The sequence below is a fragment of the Klebsiella sp. 141161 genome, from assembly GCF_050600815.1.
GTDB lineage: Bacteria > Pseudomonadota > Gammaproteobacteria > Enterobacterales > Enterobacteriaceae > Klebsiella > Klebsiella aerogenes.
The window spans coordinates 134800-156630 of sequence record NZ_JAQIRN010000005.1; the positions used below are offsets into that span (position 1 = coordinate 134800).

Annotated in this window: 21 protein-coding genes, 4 tRNA genes, 1 other RNA gene and 1 pseudogene; 12 read left to right on the forward strand and 15 right to left on the reverse strand. The window is 55.5% G+C overall.

Annotated features, from left to right (window positions below; translation table 11 throughout):
- Window positions 1–52: 52 nt before the first annotated feature.
- Window positions 53–151: pseudogene (locus PGR79_RS14755) on the reverse strand (endonuclease domain-containing protein); the annotation flags it as partial.
- Between the two features lie 309 nt (window positions 152–460).
- Between PGR79_RS14755 and PGR79_RS14760 the strand changes: the two are divergent.
- The 5 genes from PGR79_RS14760 to cysM all read left to right on the forward strand — a co-directional run bounded on the left by PGR79_RS14760 (window position 461) and on the right by cysM (window position 5279).
- Window positions 461–1477 carry a sulfate ABC transporter substrate-binding protein gene (locus tag PGR79_RS14760; RefSeq protein ID WP_015365488.1) on the forward strand — a complete coding sequence of 339 codons (1017 nt, stop codon included), beginning with the start codon at window positions 461–463 and terminating at the stop codon, window positions 1475–1477.
- Window positions 1477–2310 (forward strand): sulfate/thiosulfate ABC transporter permease CysT, encoded by an 834-nt coding sequence (cysT, locus tag PGR79_RS14765; RefSeq protein WP_015365489.1) that lies wholly within the window; start codon window positions 1477–1479, stop codon window positions 2308–2310. The genes PGR79_RS14760 and cysT overlap by 1 nt, the downstream gene beginning before the upstream one ends.
- A complete protein-coding gene (gene cysW, locus PGR79_RS14770) occupies window positions 2310–3185 on the forward strand; it encodes a sulfate/thiosulfate ABC transporter permease CysW (protein ID WP_015365490.1) in 876 nt (291 codons plus the stop codon). Before cysT ends, cysW begins: the two co-directional genes overlap by 1 nt.
- Window positions 3175–4269, forward strand: coding sequence for a sulfate/thiosulfate ABC transporter ATP-binding protein CysA (gene cysA, locus PGR79_RS14775; protein ID WP_047043512.1), 1095 nt, complete (start codon window positions 3175–3177; stop codon window positions 4267–4269). Before cysW ends, cysA begins: the two co-directional genes overlap by 11 nt.
- A gap of 98 nt (window positions 4270–4367) precedes the next feature.
- A complete protein-coding gene (gene cysM, locus PGR79_RS14780) occupies window positions 4368–5279 on the forward strand; it encodes a cysteine synthase CysM (protein ID WP_015365492.1) in 912 nt (303 codons plus the stop codon).
- Between the two features lie 43 nt (window positions 5280–5322).
- On the opposite strand, the gene PGR79_RS14785 is transcribed toward cysM, so the two are convergent.
- Together PGR79_RS14785 and ptsJ are read right to left on the reverse strand one after the other, a co-directional pair.
- On the reverse strand, window positions 5323–6039 hold the full coding sequence (locus PGR79_RS14785) for a type 1 glutamine amidotransferase (protein WP_087858437.1): 717 nt from the start codon (window positions 6037–6039) through the stop codon (window positions 5323–5325).
- A gap of 14 nt (window positions 6040–6053) precedes the next feature.
- A complete protein-coding gene (gene ptsJ, locus PGR79_RS14790) occupies window positions 6054–7349 on the reverse strand; it encodes a transcriptional regulator PtsJ (protein WP_395226947.1) in 1296 nt (431 codons plus the stop codon).
- Window positions 7350–7431: 82 nt separating this feature from the next.
- Between ptsJ and pdxK the strand changes: the two genes are divergently transcribed.
- On the forward strand, window positions 7432–8295 hold the full coding sequence (pdxK, locus tag PGR79_RS14795) for a pyridoxine/pyridoxal/pyridoxamine kinase (RefSeq protein ID WP_430921940.1): 864 nt from the start codon (window positions 7432–7434) through the stop codon (window positions 8293–8295).
- Between the two features lie 2 nt (window positions 8296–8297).
- A complete protein-coding gene (locus PGR79_RS14800; protein ID WP_087858440.1) occupies window positions 8298–8525 on the forward strand; it encodes a cytoplasmic protein in 228 nt (75 codons plus the stop codon).
- A gap of 42 nt (window positions 8526–8567) precedes the next feature.
- On the opposite strand, the gene crr is transcribed toward PGR79_RS14800, so the two are convergent.
- The 5 genes from crr to cysZ form a co-directional block, all read right to left on the reverse strand.
- Window positions 8568–9077, reverse strand: coding sequence for a PTS glucose transporter subunit IIA (gene crr, locus PGR79_RS14805; RefSeq protein WP_015365497.1), 510 nt, complete (start codon window positions 9075–9077; stop codon window positions 8568–8570).
- 42 nt (window positions 9078–9119) lie between these two features.
- A complete protein-coding gene (gene ptsI / locus PGR79_RS14810; protein WP_015365498.1) occupies window positions 9120–10847 on the reverse strand; it encodes a phosphoenolpyruvate-protein phosphotransferase PtsI in 1728 nt (575 codons plus the stop codon).
- Window positions 10848–10891: 44 nt separating this feature from the next.
- Window positions 10892–11149: a phosphocarrier protein Hpr gene (gene ptsH, locus PGR79_RS14815; protein WP_000487600.1), complete on the reverse strand. Its 258-nt coding sequence runs from the start codon at window positions 11147–11149 to the stop codon at window positions 10892–10894.
- Window positions 11150–11528: 379 nt separating this feature from the next.
- Window positions 11529–12500, reverse strand: coding sequence for a cysteine synthase A (cysK, locus tag PGR79_RS14820; protein WP_045362238.1), 972 nt, complete (start codon window positions 12498–12500; stop codon window positions 11529–11531).
- A 177-nt stretch (window positions 12501–12677) separates the two neighbouring features.
- Complete coding sequence (gene cysZ / locus PGR79_RS14825) at window positions 12678–13439, reverse strand: sulfate transporter CysZ (protein WP_049060291.1); 762 nt, start codon at window positions 13437–13439, stop codon at window positions 12678–12680.
- Between the two features lie 230 nt (window positions 13440–13669).
- Between cysZ and zipA the strand changes: the two genes are divergently transcribed.
- The 3 genes from zipA (at window position 13670) to PGR79_RS14840 (ending at window position 17064) form a co-directional block, all read left to right on the forward strand.
- A complete protein-coding gene (gene zipA / locus PGR79_RS14830) occupies window positions 13670–14752 on the forward strand; it encodes a cell division protein ZipA (RefSeq protein WP_032712124.1) in 1083 nt (360 codons plus the stop codon).
- 76 nt (window positions 14753–14828) lie between these two features.
- Window positions 14829–16844, forward strand: coding sequence for an NAD-dependent DNA ligase LigA (gene ligA, locus PGR79_RS14835; RefSeq protein WP_113374464.1), 2016 nt, complete (start codon window positions 14829–14831; stop codon window positions 16842–16844).
- Window position 16845: 1 nt separating this feature from the next.
- A complete protein-coding gene (locus tag PGR79_RS14840) occupies window positions 16846–17064 on the forward strand; it encodes a DUF3820 family protein (protein ID WP_013878164.1) in 219 nt (72 codons plus the stop codon).
- Here PGR79_RS14840 and PGR79_RS14845 read toward each other — a convergent pair.
- Complete coding sequence (locus PGR79_RS14845) at window positions 17061–18059, reverse strand: bile acid:sodium symporter family protein (RefSeq protein ID WP_013878163.1); 999 nt, start codon at window positions 18057–18059, stop codon at window positions 17061–17063. The two genes, PGR79_RS14840 and PGR79_RS14845, sit on opposite strands and share 4 nt — an antisense overlap.
- Before the next feature lie 89 nt (window positions 18060–18148).
- Between PGR79_RS14845 and PGR79_RS14850 the strand changes: the two genes are divergently transcribed.
- The gene (locus tag PGR79_RS14850) at window positions 18149–19075 is read left to right on the forward strand and encodes a LysR family transcriptional regulator (RefSeq protein WP_047037069.1); all 927 of its coding nucleotides are present in this window, start codon (window positions 18149–18151) and stop codon (window positions 19073–19075) included.
- Window positions 19076–19141: 66 nt separating this feature from the next.
- Here the strand turns inward: PGR79_RS14850 and PGR79_RS14855 are convergent.
- From PGR79_RS14855 to PGR79_RS14875, 5 genes are all read right to left on the reverse strand, one after another.
- Window positions 19142–19277: non-coding RNA, RtT sRNA (locus PGR79_RS14855), on the reverse strand.
- A gap of 22 nt (window positions 19278–19299) precedes the next feature.
- Window positions 19300–19375 (reverse strand) — tRNA-Lys (locus tag PGR79_RS14860).
- Between the two features lie 4 nt (window positions 19376–19379).
- A tRNA-Val gene (locus PGR79_RS14865) sits at window positions 19380–19455 on the reverse strand.
- Window positions 19456–19501: 46 nt separating this feature from the next.
- Window positions 19502–19577: transfer RNA gene (locus tag PGR79_RS14870), tRNA-Val, on the reverse strand.
- Between the two features lie 46 nt (window positions 19578–19623).
- Window positions 19624–19699 (reverse strand) — tRNA-Val (locus PGR79_RS14875).
- A gap of 258 nt (window positions 19700–19957) precedes the next feature.
- Here PGR79_RS14875 and gltX point away from each other — a divergent pair.
- Window positions 19958–21376, forward strand: a complete 1419-nt coding sequence (gene gltX, locus PGR79_RS14880; RefSeq protein WP_271031781.1) for a glutamate--tRNA ligase — start codon at window positions 19958–19960, stop codon at window positions 21374–21376.
- A 55-nt stretch (window positions 21377–21431) separates the two neighbouring features.
- Here the strand turns inward: gltX and PGR79_RS14885 are convergent, their stop codons facing one another.
- The gene (locus PGR79_RS14885) at window positions 21432–21827 is read right to left on the reverse strand and encodes a YfeC-like transcriptional regulator (protein WP_087860071.1); all 396 of its coding nucleotides are present in this window, start codon (window positions 21825–21827) and stop codon (window positions 21432–21434) included.
- Window positions 21828–21831 lie beyond the last annotated feature (4 nt).

The following is a 21831-nucleotide window of genomic DNA, read 5'->3' on the forward strand; positions in this document are numbered from 1 at the left end:
CTCCCCAATGGGGAGAGGGGACGGCACGGTGGACTCTCTTTCTCCCTCTCCCTCAGGGAGAGGGGCGGGGTGAGGGCATCGGCGACTCAAGCGCTTCAAGTATTCTCTCCATCACCGCATCTTCATACTCTTCAAACTCATTATTCCAGAAGCGTAAAACCCGCCATCCCTGGCTCTGTAGCCAGCGGCGAACATCGTAGGCGTTCTGTTGGCGTTAAGCTACGTCTGAGCTGCCGAGCAAATATCTGTGGATTTTTCATATAAACACAGTGCACGCCTGGCTGCCGTTTGTCACAATGACACGTCGAATCTGCGAGCCGCTTTCAGCAAAGCTTTGCCAGTTGCTTATTCTCTTTTCTACTTCCAAATCGCCAAACGGTATATAAAACCGTTACTCCTTTCGTACTCGTTATAAATATGATGATCATCAGTAAATGATCATTTTTGATAAGGGTGCGCAATGGCCGTTAAATCACTGAAAAAAGGATATCTGGCGCTGGCGGCTTCCATGCTGCTGGTGGCGCAGGCGCAGGCGACTGAACTGCTGAACAGTTCCTATGATGTTTCCCGCGAGCTGTTCGCCGCCCTTAATCCGCCTTTTGAGCAGCAGTGGGCAAAAGAAAACGGCGGCGATAAGCTGACCATCAAGCAGTCCCATGCGGGTTCCTCCAAGCAGGCGTTGGCGATTCTGCAAGGCCTGAAGGCTGACGTCGTGACCTATAACCAGGTGACGGACGTCCAGATTCTGCATGATAAAGGCAACCTGATCCCGGCAGACTGGCAGAGCCGTCTGCCGAATAACAGCTCACCGTTCTATTCGACCATGGCTTTCCTGGTGCGTAAGGGCAACCCCAAAAATATTCATGACTGGAACGATCTGGTGCGTTCTGACGTGAAGCTGATCTTCCCGAATCCTAAAACTTCAGGCAACGCGCGTTATACCTATCTTGCGGCCTGGGGGGCGGCGGACAAAGCCGATGGCGGCGATAAAGCCAAAACCGAACAGTTCATGACCCAGTTCCTGAAGAACGTCGAGGTATTCGATACCGGCGGTCGCGGCGCGACCACCACCTTCGTCGAGCGCGGGCTAGGCGATGTGCTGATTACTTTTGAATCGGAAGTTAATAACATCCGTAAACAGTATGAAGCGCAGGGGTTTGAAGTCGTTGTGCCGAAGGTCAATATCCTTGCCGAGTTCCCGGTAGCGTGGGTAGACAAAAACGTTAAGGCCAACGGTACTGAAAAAGCGGCGAAAGCCTACCTGAACTATCTCTATAGTCCGCAGGCGCAGACCATCATCACCGATTACTACTATCGCGTGAACGACCCGAAAGTCATGGCGTCGCTGAAAGATAAATTCCCGCAGACCGAACTGTTCCGCGTGGAAGACCAGTTTGGCAGCTGGCCTGAAGTGATGAAAACCCACTTCGTCAGCGGCGGCGAGCTGGACAAACTGCTGGCAGCGGGGCGTCAGTAATGTTGGCTGTGTCGTCCAAGCGCGTGCTGCCGGGCTTTACCCTGAGCCTTGGCACCAGCCTGCTGTTTGTGTGCCTGATTTTACTGTTGCCGCTCAGCGCGCTGGTGATGCAGCTGGCGCAGATGAGCTGGGCGCAGTATTGGGAGGTGATTACCAACCCGCAGGTGGTCGCCGCCTATAAAGTCACGCTGCTGTCTGCTTTTGTGGCGTCGATTTTTAACGGCGTGTTCGGCCTGCTGATGGCGTGGATCCTTACCCGCTATCGTTTCCCGGGCCGTACGCTGCTCGATGCCCTAATGGACCTGCCGTTCGCGCTGCCAACGGCAGTGGCGGGCCTGACGCTGGCCTCGCTGTTTTCGGTTAATGGCTTGTACGGCGAGTGGCTGGCGAAGTTTGATATCAAAGTGACCTATACCTGGCTTGGCATCGCGGTGGCGATGGCCTTTACCAGTATTCCGTTTGTGGTGCGTACCGTGCAGCCGGTGCTGGAAGAATTAGGGCCGGAATATGAAGAAGCGGCGGAAACCCTCGGCGCGACGCGCTTACAGAGTTTCCGCAAAGTGGTGCTGCCTGAACTGTCGCCAGCTCTGCTGGCGGGGATTGCGCTGTCGTTTACCCGCAGCCTTGGCGAGTTCGGCGCGGTGATCTTTATCGCCGGCAACATCGCATGGAAAACGGAAGTGACTTCGCTGATGATTTTCATTCGTTTGCAGGAGTTTGATTACCCGGCGGCGAGCGCGATTGCCTCGGTGATCCTCGCGGCTTCGCTGCTGCTGCTGTTCTCTATCAACACCCTGCAGAGTCGCTTTGGTCGACGCGTGGTAGGTCACTAATGGCGGAAGTTACTCAATTGAAGCGCTATGACGCGCCCCGGATCAACTGGGGCAAATGGTTTCTGATCGGCGTCGGGATGCTGGTATCCGCCTTCATCCTCGTGGTGCCGATGATTTATATTTTTGTCCAGGCTTTCAGTAAAGGGTTAATGCCGGTGTTGGAAAACCTGGCCAATCCGGACATGCTGCACGCCATCTGGCTGACGGTGATGATCGCGTTAATTACCGTGCCGGTGAATCTGGTGTTCGGTACGCTGCTGGCCTGGCTGGTGACGCGCTTTACCTTCCCTGGCCGCCAGCTGCTGCTGACGATGCTGGATATCCCGTTCGCCGTCTCGCCGGTGGTGGCAGGTCTGGTTTATTTGCTGTTTTACGGCTCCAACGGCCCACTAGGCGGCTGGCTTGATGAGCACAACCTGCAGATCATGTTCGCCTGGCCGGGCATGGTGCTGGCGACTATCTTCGTCACCTGTCCGTTTGTGGTCCGCGAGCTGGTACCGGTGATGATGAGTCAGGGGAGCAACGAAGATGAAGCGGCGATCCTGCTTGGCGCTTCCGGTTGGCAGATGTTCCGCCGGGTGACGCTACCCAATATTCGCTGGGCGCTGCTGTACGGCGTGGTGTTGACCAATGCCCGCGCGATTGGCGAATTTGGCGCGGTGTCGGTCGTTTCCGGCTCGATCCGCGGCGAAACGTTGTCGCTGCCGCTGCAAATTGAATTACTGCAGCAGGACTATAACACCGTCGGTTCGTTTACCGCCGCGGCCCTGCTGACGTTAATGGCTATTTTGACTCTGTTTTTAAAGAGTATGTTGCAATGGCGTCTGGCCAATCAGGAAAAACGCGCGCAACAGGAGGGAAATCATGAGCATTGAGATTGCCAATATTAAGAAATCGTTTGGTCGCACCCAGGTGCTGAATGATATCTCGCTGGATATCCCTTCCGGGCAAATGGTTGCGCTGCTGGGGCCGTCCGGCTCCGGTAAAACCACCTTATTGCGGATTATCGCCGGGCTGGAGCATCAATCCAGCGGCCATATCCGTTTTCACGGTACCGACGTGAGCCGGATGCACGCCCGCGATCGTAAAGTGGGCTTTGTTTTCCAGCACTATGCGCTGTTTCGGCATATGACGGTATTCGATAACATCGCCTTTGGCCTGACCGTGCTGCCGCGCCGTGAGCGTCCCAATGCGGCGGCGATTAAAGCCAAAGTGACCAAACTGCTGGAGATGGTACAACTGGCCCATCTTGCCGACCGTTATCCGGCGCAGCTTTCCGGCGGCCAGAAGCAACGCGTGGCGTTAGCGCGCGCGCTGGCGGTCGAGCCGCAAATTCTGCTGCTGGATGAACCCTTTGGCGCGCTGGATGCGCAGGTGCGTAAAGAACTGCGCCGCTGGCTGCGCCAGCTACATGAAGAGTTAAAATTCACCAGCGTGTTTGTTACCCACGACCAGGAAGAGGCGATGGAAGTCGCCGATCGGGTAGTGGTAATGAGCCAGGGAAACATCGAACAGGCCGATGCGCCTGAACGCGTCTGGCGCGAACCTTCGACCCGTTTTGTGCTTGAGTTTATGGGCGAAGTTAACCGCCTGCAGGGCACCATTCGCGGCGGCCAGTTCCACGTCGGCGCCCACCGCTGGCCTTTAGGCTATACCCCGGCATACCAGGGGCCGGTCGATCTGTTCCTGCGACCGTGGGAAGTAGATATCAGCCGCCGTACCAGCCTGGATTCGCCGTTGCCGGTGCAGGTGCTGGAAGCCAGTCCGAAGGGGCACTACACCCAATTAGTTGTCCAGCCTCTGGGGTGGTATGACGAACCGCTGAGCGTGGTGCTGGCGGGCGATGAGGCCCCGTCCCGTGGCGAACGCCTGTTTGTCGGCTTGCAGAATGCGCGCCTGTATAATGGAACCGAACGTATCGAACCGCGCGGCGAACTTGCTCTGGCAGAGACGGCCTGATAGCTTAAATCCACGTGCTTTTGCCGGGCGGCGCTGCGCTGACCCGGCCGACAGCCCGGAGCGCATGACGCGGCCGGGCTTTTTATTGGACAGCTGAAGTGAACACATTAGAACAAACAATCGGCAACACGCCGCTGGTGAAATTACAACGTCTGGGGCCGGACAACGGCAGCGAAATCTGGCTTAAGCTTGAGGGCAATAACCCGGCGGGCTCGGTAAAAGATCGCGCCGCGCTGTCGATGATTGTCGAAGCGGAAAAGCGCGGCGAAATTAAACCAGGCGACGTGCTTATCGAGGCGACCAGCGGTAATACCGGTATCGCGCTGGCGATGATTGCGGCGTTAAAAGGCTATCAGATGAAACTGCTGATGCCGGACAACATGAGCCAGGAGCGCCGTGCCGCGATGCGCGCCTACGGCGCTGAATTGATTCTGGTCACCAAAGAGCAGGGGATGGAGGGTGCTCGCGATCTGGCCGCCGCGATGGCCGAGCGTGGCGAGGGTAAACTATTGGATCAGTTTAACAATCCCGATAACCCTTACGCTCATTACACCACTACCGGCCCGGAGATCTGGCGCCAGACGGACGGGCGTATTACCCACTTTGTTTCCAGCATGGGCACCACCGGTACGATTACCGGCGTATCGCGTTTTCTGCGCGAACAGGCGAAGCCGGTAAGCATCATTGGGCTGCAGCCGGAAGAGGGCAGCAGCATTCCGGGGATCCGTCGTTGGCCGCAGGAATATATGCCGGGCATTTTTAATGCCTCGTTGGTCGATGAGGTGCTGGATATCCACCAGCAGGATGCGGAAAACACGATGCGCCAGCTGGCCGTACAGGAAGGGATCTTCTGTGGCGTCAGTTCCGGCGGCGCGGTTGCCGGGGCGCTGCGTATTGCTCGCGCCAATCCGGGCGCGGTGGTGGTGGCGATCATCTGCGATCGCGGCGATCGCTATCTCTCAACCGGCGTGTTCGGCGAAGAACACTTCAGCCAGGGGGCGGGTATCTAAACGCGCTATCACGGCCCCCATGTCAGGCATGGGGGCCGGTTAACTAAAGTGCGTGTTTCGCTACCAGCTTATCCAGAAACGCCCATAGTTTTTGATTCATCTCGCGATAATCCCATTGCCTCATTTCATCTTCGCTGCGAATAAAGCGCCTGCCTTTTGCGGCGGCAAGTTCATGTTGCGAGTGGGTAATTAATAACTCGATGACCTCCGCGTCAAACTCCATATGGCACTGAAAACCGTAGACCCGATCGCTATATTTGACGATTTGCCGCGGGCACCCTTCGCTGGAAGCCAGGACTTCCGCCGCAGGCGTCAGGCCCGGCATATCGTTGTGCCAGTGACCGACTACCACCGATGGTCCGAAATGGGCGATGTTGTCATCCTGCAGTCCGGCGGTGGTCATGATGATAGGATAGTGGCCAATCTCTTTTTCCGGGCTTTGCATCACCGGCGCACCCAGCGCTTCGCCGATGAGCTGCGATCCGAGACAAATCCCGACCACGATACGCCCGGCGGCAATCGCCTGGGCAATCAGGTTTTTCTCGGTATGGGCATCAAACCATGGGCACTCGGCAAGCGTGGTGCGTGGTGATTGCGGGCCGCCAAGTACCACCAGCATATCAAAACCCTCGGCACTCGCCGGCAGCGGATCCCCGGCATAAACCCGCGACCAGCTGGCCTGATAGCCGCGCGCGTTAACCCAGCGCAGATAGGCGCCGGGCGCTTCAAAAACTTCATGGACGATAAAGTGGATCCGCATAACAACTCCCGTGTTTAACAAGGTAAGACCAGCGATAAATCGTGTGCAAGTTGTTCAATTTGCGCCTCGGTTAAGGCGCCCAGCGACAGGCGCAGACCGTGCGACGGTGTTTTCACGCCAAAGGCTTCACCTTCACGCACCAGCCAACCGGCCCGCGCCAGACGCAGCGCCAGCGGCTGGCTGGCGGTTGATAGCGGCAGCCAGAAATTAAGACCATCGCCAGGCGGATAATCACCAACGCCGTGGTGGGCCAACGCGGCGGCGAGCCGCTGATTTTGCTGCTGATAATGGCGCTGGCTCGCAGTCAGAGAAGCGGCAAAAGCGCTATCATTCAGGCAGGCGAACGCCAGCTCTTGCAGTAAATGGCTGACCCACTGGCTACCGGCGTTCAGGCGCAGGCGCAGCGCCGCCGAGGTTGTCGGGTCGCTGGCGACTATTGCCAGCCGCAAATCCGGGCCCAGGGTTTTAGACATTGAGCGCACCAGCGCCCAACGCTGAATGCCTTCGGGTAGCGGATTGTGCCAGCGTGTCGCTGAGAGCAGGGCGAAGTGATCGTCAACAATCGCCAGCGTCTGCGGATAGCGGGCGAGCACGGTGCGAATCGCTTCTGCGCGCTCCGGCGTCAAACTGCAGCCAGTCGGGTTGTGAGCGCGTGGAGTCAGTATTACCGCGCGTGCGCCGTTGCGCAGGGCTTCTTCAAGCCGCTCCGGACTCATGCCTTCACCGTCCACGGCGACAGGGCTGGGCTGGAAACCGGCGTAACGCAGCATATTGATGCTGCTCAGAAAGCAGGGGTCTTCTACCGCGACGCTGTCGCCGGGTAGCAGCAGCGCGCAGAGCAGGCGTTCCAGGGCGTCAATCGCGCCGCTGGTCAAGTTGATATCAAATTCGTGGCCGATATCGTGACTGACCCACTCCCGGGCCCAGTCAGCCAGCCGTGGCTCAACGGCGGCATCGCCATATAAGTGCGGGGTCTGCGCCAGCTGCGGAAGAAAACGGCCAATATCCGGCAGACATCGTGGATCCGGATTGCCGCCGGAAATATCAATCAGCGAAGTCGTTGGATCGCCGCCCTCGACCGCATTAAGCGTATTGCGCGCCTTAATGGCCGTGCCGTTGCGCCCCTGACTGACGGCGAGCCCTGAAGTCACCAGCCGCTTGTAGGCCGCCGCCACCGTATTGCGGTTGACTGCCAGTTCGCCTGCCAGTTCGCGCACCGGCGGCAGCGCCTCGCCGGGTTGCAACGCGCCGCTCTGCACCAGATGACGGATGTTATCGAAAATCTCGCTTGCGGTTTTTCCGGTGAACATTATTGACCTATGACAAAATGAATTTTAGCATAGGACGAATGATAATCAGAGTATGACCCGCTGTCCAGCGGGGGGAGAAAGGATGAGTCAGCAAGACGAAATACAGTCCGTGCTCTTTAACGACCACTGCCGGGCGCTGGAGGTTGATATTGTGGCGGTGCAATCGCAGGTGGTATACGGCAGCGTTGGCAACAGTATCGCGGTACCGGCAATCAAGCAGCATGAATTACGGGTGATGGCGGTGCCGACGGTGTTATTCAGCAATACCCCACATTACGATACTTTCTACGGTGGAGTGATCCCGGAAGAGTGGTTTAGCGGCTATCTGCGGGCGCTGGAGGAGCGTGATGCGCTTCGCGAGCTGCGGGCGGTAACCACCGGCTATATGGGCAGCGCCGGGCAAATTGCGCTGCTGGCGCAGTGGCTGCAGCGGATCCGCGTGCACCATCCCGACCTCTGTATTCTGGTTGACCCGGTGATTGGCGATGTGGATAGCGGCATCTACGTAAAAGCGGAGATCCCCGAGGCTTATCGCCGCCACCTGTTGCCGCTGGCGCGGGGTATCACGCCAAATCTGTTCGAGCTCGAAACCCTCAGCGGCATGCCGTGCCACAACCAGCGGGAAGCGGTGGTCGCCGCGCGAAGTCTGCTTTCCGATACGCTAAAGTGGGTGGTGATTACCAGCGCGCCTGGACTGGATGCTTCGACTATTAACGTGCTGGTTGTCACCGACGACGCGGTCGAAGTGGTCGTCCATCCTCGCGTCGAAACTGACCTTAAAGGCACCGGCGACCTGTTCTGCGCCGAACTCATCAGCAACCTGGTACGCGACATGCCGTTGGGCGACGCTACGCGCGCCGCCGCTCAGCGCGTGCTGGCGGTAATGACCTGGACCGAGAGTCAGGGCTGCGATGAACTCATTTTACCGCCGTCTGGAGCGCAATAACGATGCATAGCTATCGGTTAGTGGTACGCAGGGAAGGAAGAACCGTCGGCCATTATGAGACGACGGGAATGAACGCGCTGGAAGATGCCTGTAGGGCGAGGTCGTTGTTTGAAAGCGATCCTGGCTACCAGTGCGAGCTATGGGTCGCGGATAGCGAACGGCGTATTCTGGAAAGTAGCCCGCAGGGGATGAAGATCCTGGCGAGTGAAAAGTGCTACCGGCCGGCATAAAAAAATGGCGCCTTCAGGCGCCATTTTCTCGGCAAGCAAGAATTACTTCTTGATGCGGATAACCGGAGTTTCACCAACGGTGACGCTACCGGACAGTTTGATCAGCTCTTTGATCTCGTCCATGTTGGAGATAACAACCGGAGTCAGGGTAGACTTGGCTTTTTCTTCCAGCAGCGGCAGATCGAATTCGATAACCGGGTCGCCGACTTTCACGCGCTGACCTTCTTCAGCGATGCGCTTGAAGCCTTCGCCTTTCAGTTCAACGGTATCGATACCGAAGTGAACAAACAGCTCAATGCCGCTATCGGATTCAATAGAGAAAGCATGGTTGGTTTCAAAAATTTTACCGATGGTACCCTCTACCGGCGCAACCATTTTGTTGCCAGTAGGTTTGATGGCAATGCCATCACCCACAATTTTCTCCGCAAAAACCACATCCGGCACGTCTTCGATGTTGACGATCTCGCCAGAGAGCGGAGCAACAATCTCAATAGTTCCGGTGTCTTTTTTGTCATCAGAAACCAGAGATTTCAGTTTATCGAACAAACCCATGATCTTCTCCTAAGCAGTAATTTGGGCCGCGCATCTCGTGGATTAGCAGATTGTTTTTTCTTCAATGAACTTGTTAACCAGCGTCATTAACTCGTCCGTCGTCGGTTGAGCAAGAGCCTGCTCTGCTAATACTTTCGCATCTTCGAAGTTCGTGTTACGAATAATCTTCTTGATGCGCGGGATGGAAATGGCGCTCATAGAGAATTCGTCCAGCCCCATACCCAGCAACAGAAGTGTAGCACGTTCATCGCCCGCAAGCTCACCACACATACCAGTCCATTTGCCTTCTGCATGAGAAGCATCAATAACTTGCTTGATCAGAGTCAGCACAGACGGTGACATCGGCTGGTAAAGATGCGAGATCATATCATTACCACGGTCAACTGCCAGAGTATATTGCGTTAAATCATTGGTTCCGATACTAAAGAAATCAACTTCTTTGGCTAAATGACGAGCAATGGTCGCGGCCGCCGGGGTTTCCACCATCACGCCGATCTCAATCGATTCGTCAAAAGCTTTACCTTCGTCACGCAGTTCCTGTTTGTAGATCTCAATCTCTTTCTTCAGTGCGCGCACTTCTTCAACAGAGATGATCATCGGGAACATGATGCGCAGTTTACCGAAAGCGGAGGCTCGCAGGATAGCGCGAACCTGGTCGCGGAGGATCTCTTTACGATCCATCGCGATACGCACGGCGCGCCAACCGAGGAACGGGTTCTCTTCTTTCGGGAAGTTCATGTACGGCAGCTCTTTATCGCCGCCGATGTCCATGGTGCGAACGATAACGGCCTGTGAGCCGCACGCTTCAGCCACCGCTTTATAGGCTGCGAACTGTTCTTCTTCAGTCGGCAGAGAATCGCGGTCCATGAACAGGAATTCAGTACGGTACAGGCCTACGCCTTCCGCGCCGTTGCGCTCAGCGCCGTCTACGTCGCGAACGGTACCGATGTTAGCGCAAACTTCAACCTGATGACCGTCGAGAGTGATGGCCGGCAGATCTTTCAGTTTCGCCAGTTCTGCTTTTTCTTCAGCAACCTGCGCCTGCAGCGCACGCAGCTCTTCGATTTTTTCGTTGCTTGGGTTAACCAGAACCTGGTTGTTAACCGCATCAAGAATCAGATAGTCGCCGTTTTTCACCTGGGAGGTGACGCTTCCGGTACCGACGATTGCCGGCAGTTCAAGGGAGCGCGCCATGATAGAGGTGTGGGAAGTACGGCCGCCCGCGTCGGTGATGAAACCCAGCACCTTATTCAGGTTCAGCTGTGCGGTTTCCGACGGGGTCAGATCGGCGGCAACGAGGATGACTTCATCCGCGATAGCGCTCAGATCGATGATTGCCAGGCCCAGAATGTTGCGCAGCAGACGTTTACCGATGTCGCGTACGTCAGCGGCACGCTCTTTCAGGTATTCATCATCCAGCTCTTCCAGTGCAGTTGCCTGACCTTCGATAACTTCATTGGCTGCCGCATCGGCAGTCATGTGCTTATCTTTAATCAGGGCTATGATTTCCTGCTCAAGCTCCTCATCTTCCAGCAGCATAATATGCCCTTCGAAGATGGCTTCTTTTTCTTCACCGAAAGTTTCACCAGCTTTGGTTTTGATGACCTCCAGCTGGGCGGAGGCCTTGGTGCGGCCGTTCAGGAAACGTTCAACTTCCTGATCAACCTTATCGGCAGAAATTTTCTTCCGGTCGATGACAATTTCATCTTCTTTCAGCAGGAGAGCCTTGCCGAAAGCGATACCCGGGGATGCTAAAATGCCTGAAATCATAACCCTACCTTACTTGTGACTGATATTAAAAAGAACCCGTGAACTTACTCGAGTTCAGCCATCAGTTTAACCAGATGCTCAACTGCTTTTTGCTCATCTTCGCCTTCAGCGGAGATGGTCACAACGGTACCCTGAGTCAGGCCCAGAGTTTGCAGTTTGAACAGGCTTTTTGCGCTGGCGCTTTTGCCGTTGGAGGTTACAGTGATCTCAGAAGTGAAGCCTTTCGCTTCTTTAACAAACTGAGCAGCAGGGCGGGTGTGCAGACCGTTCGGAGCGGTAATGGTAACTTCTTGCTGGAACATTATATTTCCCCAACTTATAGGTTTAGTGTTGTGGACCTAAAGTCTAGCCTAACGACCAAACTTTAGCCTGTATTGTTAGCGCCGGCGTTACGTGTGTGGCTAAGGCGTCAGCAGCGAAACCGCTGAGAGGACCTTAAGTCCGTTGACGTCTAGCACTTCATTAAACATTATGCCGCGAAAGGAAGACTTGAACCAAATCATAAAATCGATTCAGCCTGCGGAAATCCAAATCTGAATAATTTCGCGCTTCAAAATAAATGTGCTGGTTAAATACCAGACCCTACGAGGTGAATCAATGCCAGGAGGGGTAAAACTTTGACGTATGCCACAAAAAAGCACCCGAAAAGGTGCTTTTTTACACGGTTTTTACAAACTGGCACTACTGTTGCAATTCTTTCTCGGTGAAGAGATCTGCGAACAGCGCCGTGCTTAAATAACGCTCACCAGAAGACGGTAGGATAACCACAATATTCTTATTGGTAAAGGCTTCATCTTCCTGCAGCTTTAACGCCGCGGCGACAGCCGCGCCGGAAGAGATACCGGCCAGAATGCCTTCTTCTTCCATCAGGCGACGGGCGGTGGAGATAGCCTCTTCATTGGTAATAGCGACCACTTTATCGACCAGTTTCAGGTCGAGGTTGCCCGGGATAAAGCCGGCGCCGATGCCCTGAATTTTGTGCGGGCCAGGTTTCAGCTCTTCGCCAGCCAGCGCCTGAGTGATAACCGGCGAGTCGGTCGGCTCAACGGCGACGGTAATCAGATCTTTTTTGCCTTTCGTGCCTTTAATATAACGAGAAACACCGGTCAGAGTACCGCCGGTACCGACGCCGGAAATAAAGACGTCAACCTGGCCATCGGTGTCTTCCCAGATTTCCGGGCCGGTGGTTTTTTCGTGAATTTCCGGGTTCGCCGGGTTACTGAACTGCTGCAGCAGCAGATACTTTTCCGGGTCGCTGGCGACAATCTCTTCCGCCTTCTGGATGGCGCCTTTCATGCCTTTCGCGCCTTCGGTCAGCACCAGGTTAGCGCCCAGCGCTTTCAGCAGCTTGCGGCGTTCCACGCTCATGGTTTCCGGCATGGTCAGCGTCAGTTTGTAGCCGCGAGCGGCGGCGACGTAGGCAAGGGCAATACCGGTGTTGCCGCTGGTTGGTTCAACCAGTTCCACACCCGGTTTCAGTACGCCGCGCTTTTCAGCATCCCAAATCATATTGGCGCCGATACGGCATTTAACGCTAAAGCTCGGGTTACGAGATTCTACCTTGGCCAGGATTCGGCCATTACCGATGCGGTTCAGTCGTACCAGCGGCGTATGACCGATAGTCAGGGAGTTGTCTTCAAAAATCTTACTCATGGCCCGTCCTTAACTGTATGAAATTTGGGGGTACGGCTTCAGCATACCCGCTTAAACAATATCCGGAAGTAAGGATTTAGCATATCTATATGCTGAAGGGAAATAATGATGAGCAAGAAGGAATAAGACGGAAATAAGGGGCGGCGTGAACCGCCCCGAAAGAGACAGCTAAGCGCGCTATTTCCACATCGCGTGCTTATCGCGGTAGCAATCCACCCACATCGCCGTCGCGCCGCAGATAGCGACTGGCAAAATCACCAGGTTGAGAACCGGGATCATGGTGAACAGGCTGGTCAGCGCGCCAAACTGCATGTTAATGACCTTCCGCGAGCGCAGCGCCTCGCGCATGGTTTTAAACGGCACTTTATGGTTATCGAACGGATAGTCGCAGTACTGAATGGCCAGCATCCAGGCGCTAAACAGGAACCACAGTACCGGCGCGACGGTTTGACCAATGCCGGGGATAAAGTACAGCAGCAACAGAACGATGGCGCGCGGCAGGTACCAGGCAAACTTTTGCCATTCGCGTTTCATAATGCGCGGGACATCTTTCATAATGCCGAATACGCCAACGTCCGGCGGCGTCGCGCCGGTCAGCCGCGCTTCGAGCTGTTCTGCCAGCAGGCCGCTAAACGGCGCGGCAATCCAGTTGGCGATAGTCGAAAAGAAGTAACCAAATACCAACAAAATAGAGATAACCGCCACCGGCCACAGTAGGTAGTTTAACCACTGAAGCCATTCAGGCACATGGCTCATTAATGAAGGGATCCAGCTATCGAGACGGGTAAACAGCCACCAGAACGCGCCGCCCATCAGAATCACGTTAACTAATAAAGGCAGGAACACGAAACGTCGGATCCCTGGCAGCCTGATGAGTTTCCAGCCTTGTGAAAAATAGTAGACGCCGCTACGTGGGGTAGTTGCGGATGATGAAACCATAGTCAGGCGATGCTCCTTTTTTAACATTCAGTGTGAATGCCCGCTTATTTTATCGGGTTGTCAGACAATAACCAGTTAGGAAATGTTCGAAAAAACAGCAAAAAGCACGATTTAGTTCATCTTTATGGGGTGAAAGGGGCAGACGCACTTGCACTTGATGTAATCGGCAAATACTCTTAGTGAGTAAATGTTTGCCGTGGTGGCAAGGTGTTAGAACAACAGAGAATATAATGATGCAGGATTTGCGTCTGATATTAATCATTGTTGGCGCGATCGCCATAATCGCTTTACTGGTACATGGTTTCTGGACCAGCCGTAAAGAGCGTTCCTCGATGTTCCGCGATCGCCCACTGAAACGTATGAAGTCTCGCGACGATGAAACATCGGAAGGCGATGACTTTGATGACGATGTTGAAGGCGTAGGTGAAGTTCGCGTTCACCGGGTTAATCACGCCCCGAACGGCGCATATGGGGAGCAAGAAGCACCTCGTCAGGCGCCGCAACACCAGTATCAGCCTCCTTATGAGCGTCAGGTGCAGCAGCCTGTGCGTCAGGACGAGCCGGTTCATCAGGCGCCGCCGCACGCGTCGCGCCCGCAGCAGCCTGTTGCTCCGCAGCCGCAGGCCCAGCCGCCGCATCATGTTGCCCCTGCTCAGCCGGTACATCCAGCGCAGCCGGTTCATCAGCCGCAGCCGGTACCGCCGCAATATCAGCAGCCGGTGCAGCCTGCGCCGCAGCAGCCTGTAGCTCAACAGTCGGCGCCAGTCCCACAACCTGTTGCTCAACAACCTGCGCCGGTTCAACAGCCTGCCGCGCCGCAGCCGCAACCGGCCCCTGAAGCGCCAGCCGCTGAACCTCAGCAGCCGGCCGCCGCGCCGCAGCCGAAAGAGCGCAAAGAGACGGTCATCGTGATGAACGTCGCCGCGCATCACGGTTCGCAGCTTAATGGCGAACTGCTGATCAACAGCATCCAGCAGGCCGGCTTTAAGTTTGGTGATATGAATATTTTCCATCGTCATTTAAGCCCGGACGGTAGCGGACAGGTATTGTTTAGCCTGGCGAACATGGTTAAACCTGGCACCTTCAATCCGGATGCGATGGTGGATATGACCACGCCGGGCGTGACTATCTTTATGCAGGTGCCGTCGTTTGGCGACGAGTTGCAAAACTTTAAACTGATGCTGCAGTCGGCGCAGTACATCGCCGATGAAGTTGGCGGCGTGGTGCTTGACGACCAGCGTCGGATGATGACGCCGCAGAAACTGCGCGAGTACCAGGATCGTATTCGCGAAGTAAAAGAGGCTAACGCCTGATTTCTACGCGCTAGCGTGTCGTCTGCTTAATCTGAACCCCCGCCCGTCGGGGGTTTTTTATCATTGATGGTGCGATATGGAACCAATCGAACAAAAACTGACTGAACTGCGAACCACCCTTCGCCATCATGAATATCTGTATCATGTTATGGACACCCCGGAGATTCCCGATGCGGAATATGACCGGCTGATGCGCGAACTGCGCGAACTCGAAGCGCAACATCCTGAACTGATTACCCCTGACTCGCCAACCCAGCGCGTTGGCGCGGCGCCATTGGCCTCTTTTAGCCAGATTCGCCATGAAGTGCCAATGCTATCGCTGGATAACGTCTTTGATGAAGAGGGTTTCCTCGCCTTTAACAAACGCGTGCAGGACCGTTTAAGCGATACGGCGGATCTGACCTGGTGCTGCGAGCTCAAGCTCGATGGCCTGGCGGTCAGCATCCTCTATGAAAACGGCGTGCTGATGCAGGCGGCGACCCGTGGCGATGGCACCACCGGCGAGGATATTACCTCCAACGTGCGCACCATTCGCGCTATTCCGTTGAAGCTACGCGGCGACAATATCCCGGCGCGTCTGGAAGTGCGCGGAGAAGTGTTCCTGCCGCAGGCTGGATTTGAAAAAATTAATGAAGAAGCCCGCCGCAGCGGCGGTAAAGTGTTTGCTAACCCGCGCAATGCCGCTGCGGGCTCGTTGCGCCAGTTGGACCCGCGTATTACCGCGAAGCGACCGCTTACTTTCTTCTGCTACGGCGTTGGCGTGCTGGAAGGCGGCGAACTGCCGGCCAGCCACTCTGCGCGTTTACAGCAGTTTAAGCAGTGGGGGCTACCGGTGAGCGACCGCGTGAAGCTGTGTCATTCTCCAGAGGAAGTGCTCACTTACTATCGCCAGGTTGAAGAAGATCGTCCGAAACTTGGTTTTGATATTGACGGCGTGGTAATTAAAGTCGATTCGCTGGCGCTGCAGGAGCAGCTTGGTTTCGTCGCCCGTGCCCCGCGCTGGGCGGTAGCCTTTAAATTCCCGGCCCAGGAGCAGATGACTTTTGTCAACGATGTGGAATTCCAGGTTGGCCGTACCGGGGCGATTACGCCGGTAGCGCGCCTTGAACCGGTGCACGTGGCCGGGGTACTGGTCAGTAACGCCACGCTGCATAACGCCGACGAAATCGAACGTTTAGGTCTGCGTATTGGCGACAAAGTGGTGATTCGCCGCGCGGGGGACGTGATCCCGCAGGTCGTCAACGTAGTGCTTTCTGAACGCCCGGAACATACGCGTGAAATCATCTTCCCAACCCATTGCCCGGTATGTCATTCCGATGTTGAACGCGTGGAAGGGGAAGCGGTGGCGCGCTGCACCGGCGGGCTTATCTGCGGCGCACAGCGTAAAGAAGCGCTGAAGCACTTTGTCTCCCGACGGGCGCTGGATGTCGACGGTATGGGCGATAAAATCATCGATCAGCTGGTTGAGAAAGAGTACGTCCATACGCCAGCCGATCTGTTCCGTCTCAGCGCGGGCAAACTAACCGGGCTGGATCGCATGGGGCCTAAATCGGCGCAAAACGTGGTCAACGCGCTGGAGAAAGCGAAAGAGACGACTTTCGCCCGCTTCCTGTATGCGTTAGGTATTCGCGAAGTCGGTGAGGCGACAGCAGCGGGACTGGCGGCGCATTTTGGCACAATTGAAGCGCTGGAACAGGCTTCAATTGAGGAACTGCAGAAGGTGCCTGACGTCGGGATTGTCGTCGCTACGCATACTTTTAACTTCTTCGCCGAAGAGAGCAACCGCGAGGTCATCGCGCAACTGCGCGCTGAAGGCGTCCGCTGGCCGGCGCCGGTGGTGGTGAAGGCGGAAGAAATTGACAGTCCGTTTGCTGGTAAAACCGTGGTATTAACCGGTAGCCTGAGCCAGCTGTCGCGCGATGAAGCCAAAGCGCGGCTGGTCGCGCTGGGGGCGAAAGTCGCCGGCAGCGTGTCGAAGAAAACCGATCTGGTGATTGCCGGCGAAGCGGCGGGCTCTAAGCTTGCGAAGGCGCAGGAGTTAGGCATTGAGGTTATCGACGAAGCCGAAATGATGCGCCTGCTGGGAGAATAACGTGGATAAAGCGCAGCTCATCGAGATTGCTAATACCGAGATGCCATTTGGCAAATATAAGGGGCGCCGTTTGATCGACGTCCCGGAAGAGTATTTGCTGTGGTTTGCCCGTAAGGATCAATTCCCTGCCGGGCATCTCGGCGAGCTGATGGCGTTGACCTTATTAATCAAGACCGAGGGGCTGACGCAACTGGTGCAGCCCCTGAAGCAACCGCGTTAACCTGCCGTAGCGCGGGATTTCTCCTGCGCCTGTTGGGCGTCTGTTTGCGCTTTATAGCGACGAGCCAGCACGGCGCAGACCATCAGTTGGATCTGATGGAAGATCATTAGCGGCAGCACCATTATCCCCAGAATCGATGCCGGGAACAGGATATTCGCCATCGGTATCCCGTTCGCCAGGCTCTTTTTCGAGCCGCAGAAGACGATGGTAATTTCATCCGGCTTGCTAAAGCCGCAGCGGCGGGCGACAAAAACGTTGATCGCGATGACAATGGCCAATAGCACCAGGCTGACAACGACGATAAACAACAGCGACCCTACGCCCACTTTATGCCAGATTCCATTGACGACGGCTTCGCTAAAGGCGGAGTAGACCACCAGCAGGATTGAGGTCTGGTCGGTTTTGCCAATCCATTTTTTATGTTTCGCCACCCAGCTACCTATCCACGGGCGCGACAAGTGTCCAAGAACAAACGGCAGCAACAGCTGCAGCATAATCTTACCGACCTGTTCCAGATCGCCGCCAGCGCCATGCAAATGCATCAACAGTCCTACCAGCAATGGCGAGACAAAAATACCGAGCAGACTTGACGCTGAAGCGGAACAGACCGCCGCGGCGACGTTACCGCCGGCGAGCGAAGTAAAAGCAATAGCTGACTGTACGGTCGCCGGTAAGATACAAAGGTAAATAAAACCGCTATAGAGCATCGGGTCGACCTTAATCGGCGCCCACCACGCAAACAGAACCCCCAGAACCGGAAAAACAATAAAGGTGCTGCACATCACCCACAGGTGTAAACGCCAGTGGCTGCCGCCGGCGATAATGGCTTCACGCGACAGCTTGGCGCCGTGCATAAAGAATAACAGCGCGATGGCGGCGGTGGTGAGATGCTCGACGAAAGGGACGAATTCGCCGCGCGCCGGGAAGAACGAGGCCAGCAGAACCACGGTGATCAATGTCAGTGTAAATGGATCAAGAATGCGGAAAAGTTTCATAAACGCTCCTGAAATTCGATGCCGCTATTGTGCTTTCTTTGTTTTGAGAAATAAAATTGATTTATTGCATCTATTCATGAATAAAACAGATGAATTATTCGTTACGTCAGTTAAAGGTCTTTGTCACCGTCGCCAGGGCGCGCAGTTTTAGCCGTGCCGGGGAAATTATTGGTCTTAGCCAGTCGGCAGTGAGCCATAGCGTTAAGGAACTGGAGCACCAGACCGGCGTACGTTTGCTCGACAGAACGACGCGTGAAGTGGTGCTCACCGAAGCAGGCCATCAGCTGGCGGGCAAGCTTGAGCGTTTGCTTGATGAACTCCATGTGACCCTGCGCGAAGCGGGGCGGGTAGGGCAGCAGCTGACGGGGACCGTGCGCGTCGCCGCCAGCCAGACCATCTCGGCGCATCTGATCCCGCAATGCATCGCTCATAGCAATCGCCGCTATCCGGATATTGATTTCGTACTGCATGACAGGCCGCAGCAGTGGGTGCTGGAAAGTATCCGTCAGGGAGAGGTTGATTTTGGTATCGTTATCGATCCGGGGACGGCGGCAGACTTGCAGTGCGAGTCCGTATTGGCGGAACCTTTTCTGTTGTTATGTCGTGAGGATCACCGCTTTTCCCGGCAGTCATCGGTCAACTGGCAGGAGTTGCAAGGGGAGAGGCTGGTATTGCAGGACTATGCTTCCGGCAGTCGGCCGCTGATTGATGCCGCGCTGGCGCGTTTCGCCATCAAAGCCGATATCGTGCAGGAGATTGGTCATCCGGCGACGCTATTCCCGATGGTGGAATCGGGGATTGGTATTAGCGTACTGCCGGCGCTGGCTTTACCCTTGCCGCAGGGCAGCCGTTTGCAGGTAAAAAGATTAACCCCGGTTGTGGAACGCCAATTGATGCTGGCGCAGCGAAAAAACCGTTCGCTGTCGACCGCGGCGCAGGCGCTGTGGGAAATCGTGCGAGAAGAGGGCGCAAACCTGACATCAGCCAGAATTGAGGACCCGCTGTATCAGCGCTGAAGTTTTTTGCCTGGGCGCGGAGTTCTGCGCATAGCAAAAAGGCGCCTTTAGGGCGCCTTTTTACATTGGTGGGTCGTGCAGGATGACTCGGCTTCGCCTCGCCCTACGGGCCGTCGCCGCAAGCGGCGCCGTTGTCTCACTGCGTTCGACCCGAACCTGCTGCAGGTTCGAATCTTAAAGTTCTGCGCATAGCAAAAAGGCGCCTTTAGGGCGCCTTTTTACATTGGTGGGTCGTGCAGGATTCGAACCTGCGACCAATTGATTAAAAGTCAACTGCTCTACCAACTGAGCTAACGACCCGAAGTGGTGGGTGATGACGGGATCGAACCGCCGACCCCCTCCTTGTAAGGGAGGTGCTCTCCCAGCTGAGCTAATCACCCACTTCGGTACTTCACATTTTGACAGAAAATCCAGCTGGCGAGAAAGTGGTGGGTGATGACGGGATCGAACCGCCGACCCCCTCCTTGTAAGGGAGGTGCTCTCCCAGCTGAGCTAATCACCCACTTCTCAATTTTCTGTTCTACACGGCGGAGACTACTTTAAGTAGTTGGTGGGTGATGACGGGATCGAACCGCCGACCCCCTCCTTGTAAGGGAGGTGCTCTCCCAGCTGAGCTAATCACCCCCGCTGTGTGGAGTCGCATTATAGGGAGAGTTGAAATTGAGTCAACGCCTTTTCTAAATAATTTGTTTGTTCGTCGTAAAATTAAACAAAGCGATCGCAAAATCAGCTTCGGCGTATGATTTATAAACAAAAATGGTAAAGCGTGATGTTGAGGCGGGATCTACATTGAGGAATCAGCCTGTGGTGTTAGAATATTCCCCTATCAATTCCAAGAACACTGCCGGCTATCGGCATCTTTATTAAACGTAAGGCCATTTCATGAAAATCAAAACTCGCTTCGCGCCAAGCCCAACAGGCTATCTGCACGTTGGCGGTGCGCGTACTGCTCTCTATTCCTGGCTTTTTGCACGTAACCACGGCGGTGAGTTTGTGCTGCGTATTGAAGACACCGATCTCGAACGCTCCACCCCGGAAGCAATTGAAGCCATCATGGATGGGATGAACTGGCTGAATCTGGAATGGGACGAAGGCCCGTATTTCCAGACTAAACGTTTCGATCGCTATAACGCGGTTATTGATGAAATGCTGGAAGCAGGCACAGCATATAAATGCTACTGCTCGAAAGAACGTCTCGACGCGCTGCGTGAAGAACAGATGGCTAACGGTGAAAAGCCGCGCTACGACGGTCGCTGCCGCCATGATCATCAGCATCACGCCGCCGACGAGCCGTGCGTCGTGCGTTTTGCCAACCCGCAGGAAGGTTCGGTTATCTTTGACGACCAGATCCGCGGGCCGATCGAATTCAGCAACCAGGAGCTGGACGATCTGATCATTCGCCGTACCGACGGCTCCCCGACCTACAACTTCTGCGTCGTGGTGGATGACTGGGATATGGCGATCACCCACGTGATCCGCGGCGAAGACCACATCAACAATACCCCGCGCCAGATCAACATTCTTAAAGCGCTGAATGCGCCGGTGCCGGTGTATGCGCACGTATCGATGATCAACGGCGATGACGGTAAAAAACTTTCCAAGCGCCACGGCGCGGTGAGCGTGATGCAGTACCGTGACGACGGCTACCTGCCGGAAGCGCTGCTGAACTATCTGGTGCGCCTGGGCTGGTCTCATGGCGATCAGGAGATCTTCACTCGCGAAGAGATGATCGAGTTCTTCTCGCTGGGCGCGGTGAGCAAGTCTGCCAGTGCGTTCAACACCGATAAACTGCTGTGGTTAAACCATCACTATATCAACACGCTGCCGGCGGAATATGTGGCGACGCATCTGCAGTGGCACATTGAGCAGGAAAATATCGATACCCGTAATGGCCCGCAGTTGTCCGAGCTGGTTAAGCTGCTGGGCGAGCGTTGCAAAACGCTGAAAGAGATTGCCCAGAGCTGCCGCTACTTCTATGAAGAGTTCGCTGAGTTCGACGCCGATGCGGCGAAGAAACACCTGCGCCCGGTGGCGCGTCAGCCGCTGGAAGTGGTTCGCGATAAGCTGGCGGCCATTAGCGACTGGTCGGCGGAAAATGTCCACCATGCGATTCAGGCGACCGCCGATGAGCTGGAAGTGGGTATGGGGAAAGTGGGCATGCCGCTGCGTGTGGCCGTGACCGGCGCGGGTCAGTCTCCGGCGCTCGACGTCACCGTTCACGCGATCGGTAAATCCCGTAGCGTTGAACGTATCAACAAAGCGCTGGCGTTTATCGCCGAGCGCGAAAGCCAGCAGTCCTGAGGCCGAGCGTAAGCTAAAGCAAGCGGCAGGTTAATCCTGCCGTTTTTTTTCGCCGCTATTTTGTCGCGGGGCTAATACCTAACCGCGCCAGGAAGCCACTAATGCCATCGCGGGCAAGTAGATCCCGAAGGTGAGTTTGTTCTGCGGCGGTCATTAACTGCAGCGTATCGGCGATTTGCCGCCATACCGCATCCGCTTCATTGATAAAGTAGCCGCCGGGCTGTTCGGCGAGCTGATACTCTTCATTCAGATGACGAAATGCCGGAATATTGGTCAGAAAATCAATCACTGGCCGGTCGATGACAATCAAACGCGCACGCCCGCCTTTGACGCCGGGAATCGCCTCGGTTCGCCACTTTTGTTCTCGCGCCCAACGGTTGACCGTTTGTCTGGCCAGACCCAGAACTTCAGCAAGCTCCGCAGGCGTCATTTTTTCTTTTAGTTTCATCATTCTT

What these genes read in the sequence shown, in the direction of transcription:
- PGR79_RS14760 (WP_015365488.1), top strand. Translation starts at nt 461, where the DNA reads ATGGCCGTTAAATCACTGAAAAAAGGATATCTGGCGCTGGCGGCTTCC.
- cysT (WP_015365489.1), top strand. Translation starts at nt 1,477, where the DNA reads ATGTTGGCTGTGTCGTCCAAGCGCGTGCTGCCGGGCTTTACCCTGAGC.
- cysW (WP_015365490.1), top strand. Translation starts at nt 2,310, where the DNA reads ATGGCGGAAGTTACTCAATTGAAGCGCTATGACGCGCCCCGGATCAAC.
- cysA (WP_047043512.1), top strand. Translation starts at nt 3,175, where the DNA reads ATGAGCATTGAGATTGCCAATATTAAGAAATCGTTTGGTCGCACCCAG.
- PGR79_RS14785 (WP_087858437.1), bottom strand. Translation starts at nt 6,039, where the DNA reads ATGCGGATCCACTTTATCGTCCATGAAGTTTTTGAAGCGCCCGGCGCC.
- ptsJ (WP_395226947.1), bottom strand. Translation starts at nt 7,349, where the DNA reads ATGTTCACCGGAAAAACCGCAAGCGAGATTTTCGATAACATCCGTCAT.
- pdxK (WP_430921940.1), top strand. Translation starts at nt 7,432, where the DNA reads ATGAGTCAGCAAGACGAAATACAGTCCGTGCTCTTTAACGACCACTGC.
- PGR79_RS14800 (WP_087858440.1), top strand. Translation starts at nt 8,298, where the DNA reads ATGCATAGCTATCGGTTAGTGGTACGCAGGGAAGGAAGAACCGTCGGC.
- crr (WP_015365497.1), bottom strand. Translation starts at nt 9,077, where the DNA reads ATGGGTTTGTTCGATAAACTGAAATCTCTGGTTTCTGATGACAAAAAA.
- ptsI (WP_015365498.1), bottom strand. Translation starts at nt 10,847, where the DNA reads ATGATTTCAGGCATTTTAGCATCCCCGGGTATCGCTTTCGGCAAGGCT.
- ptsH (WP_000487600.1), bottom strand. Translation starts at nt 11,149, where the DNA reads ATGTTCCAGCAAGAAGTTACCATTACCGCTCCGAACGGTCTGCACACC.
- cysK (WP_045362238.1), bottom strand. Translation starts at nt 12,500, where the DNA reads ATGAGTAAGATTTTTGAAGACAACTCCCTGACTATCGGTCATACGCCG.
- cysZ (WP_049060291.1), bottom strand. Translation starts at nt 13,439, where the DNA reads ATGGTTTCATCATCCGCAACTACCCCACGTAGCGGCGTCTACTATTTT.
- zipA (WP_032712124.1), top strand. Translation starts at nt 13,670, where the DNA reads ATGATGCAGGATTTGCGTCTGATATTAATCATTGTTGGCGCGATCGCC.
- ligA (WP_113374464.1), top strand. Translation starts at nt 14,829, where the DNA reads ATGGAACCAATCGAACAAAAACTGACTGAACTGCGAACCACCCTTCGC.
- PGR79_RS14845 (WP_013878163.1), bottom strand. Translation starts at nt 18,059, where the DNA reads ATGAAACTTTTCCGCATTCTTGATCCATTTACACTGACATTGATCACC.
- PGR79_RS14850 (WP_047037069.1), top strand. Translation starts at nt 18,149, where the DNA reads ATGAATTATTCGTTACGTCAGTTAAAGGTCTTTGTCACCGTCGCCAGG.
- gltX (WP_271031781.1), top strand. Translation starts at nt 19,958, where the DNA reads ATGAAAATCAAAACTCGCTTCGCGCCAAGCCCAACAGGCTATCTGCAC.
- PGR79_RS14885 (WP_087860071.1), bottom strand. Translation starts at nt 21,827, where the DNA reads ATGATGAAACTAAAAGAAAAAATGACGCCTGCGGAGCTTGCTGAAGTT.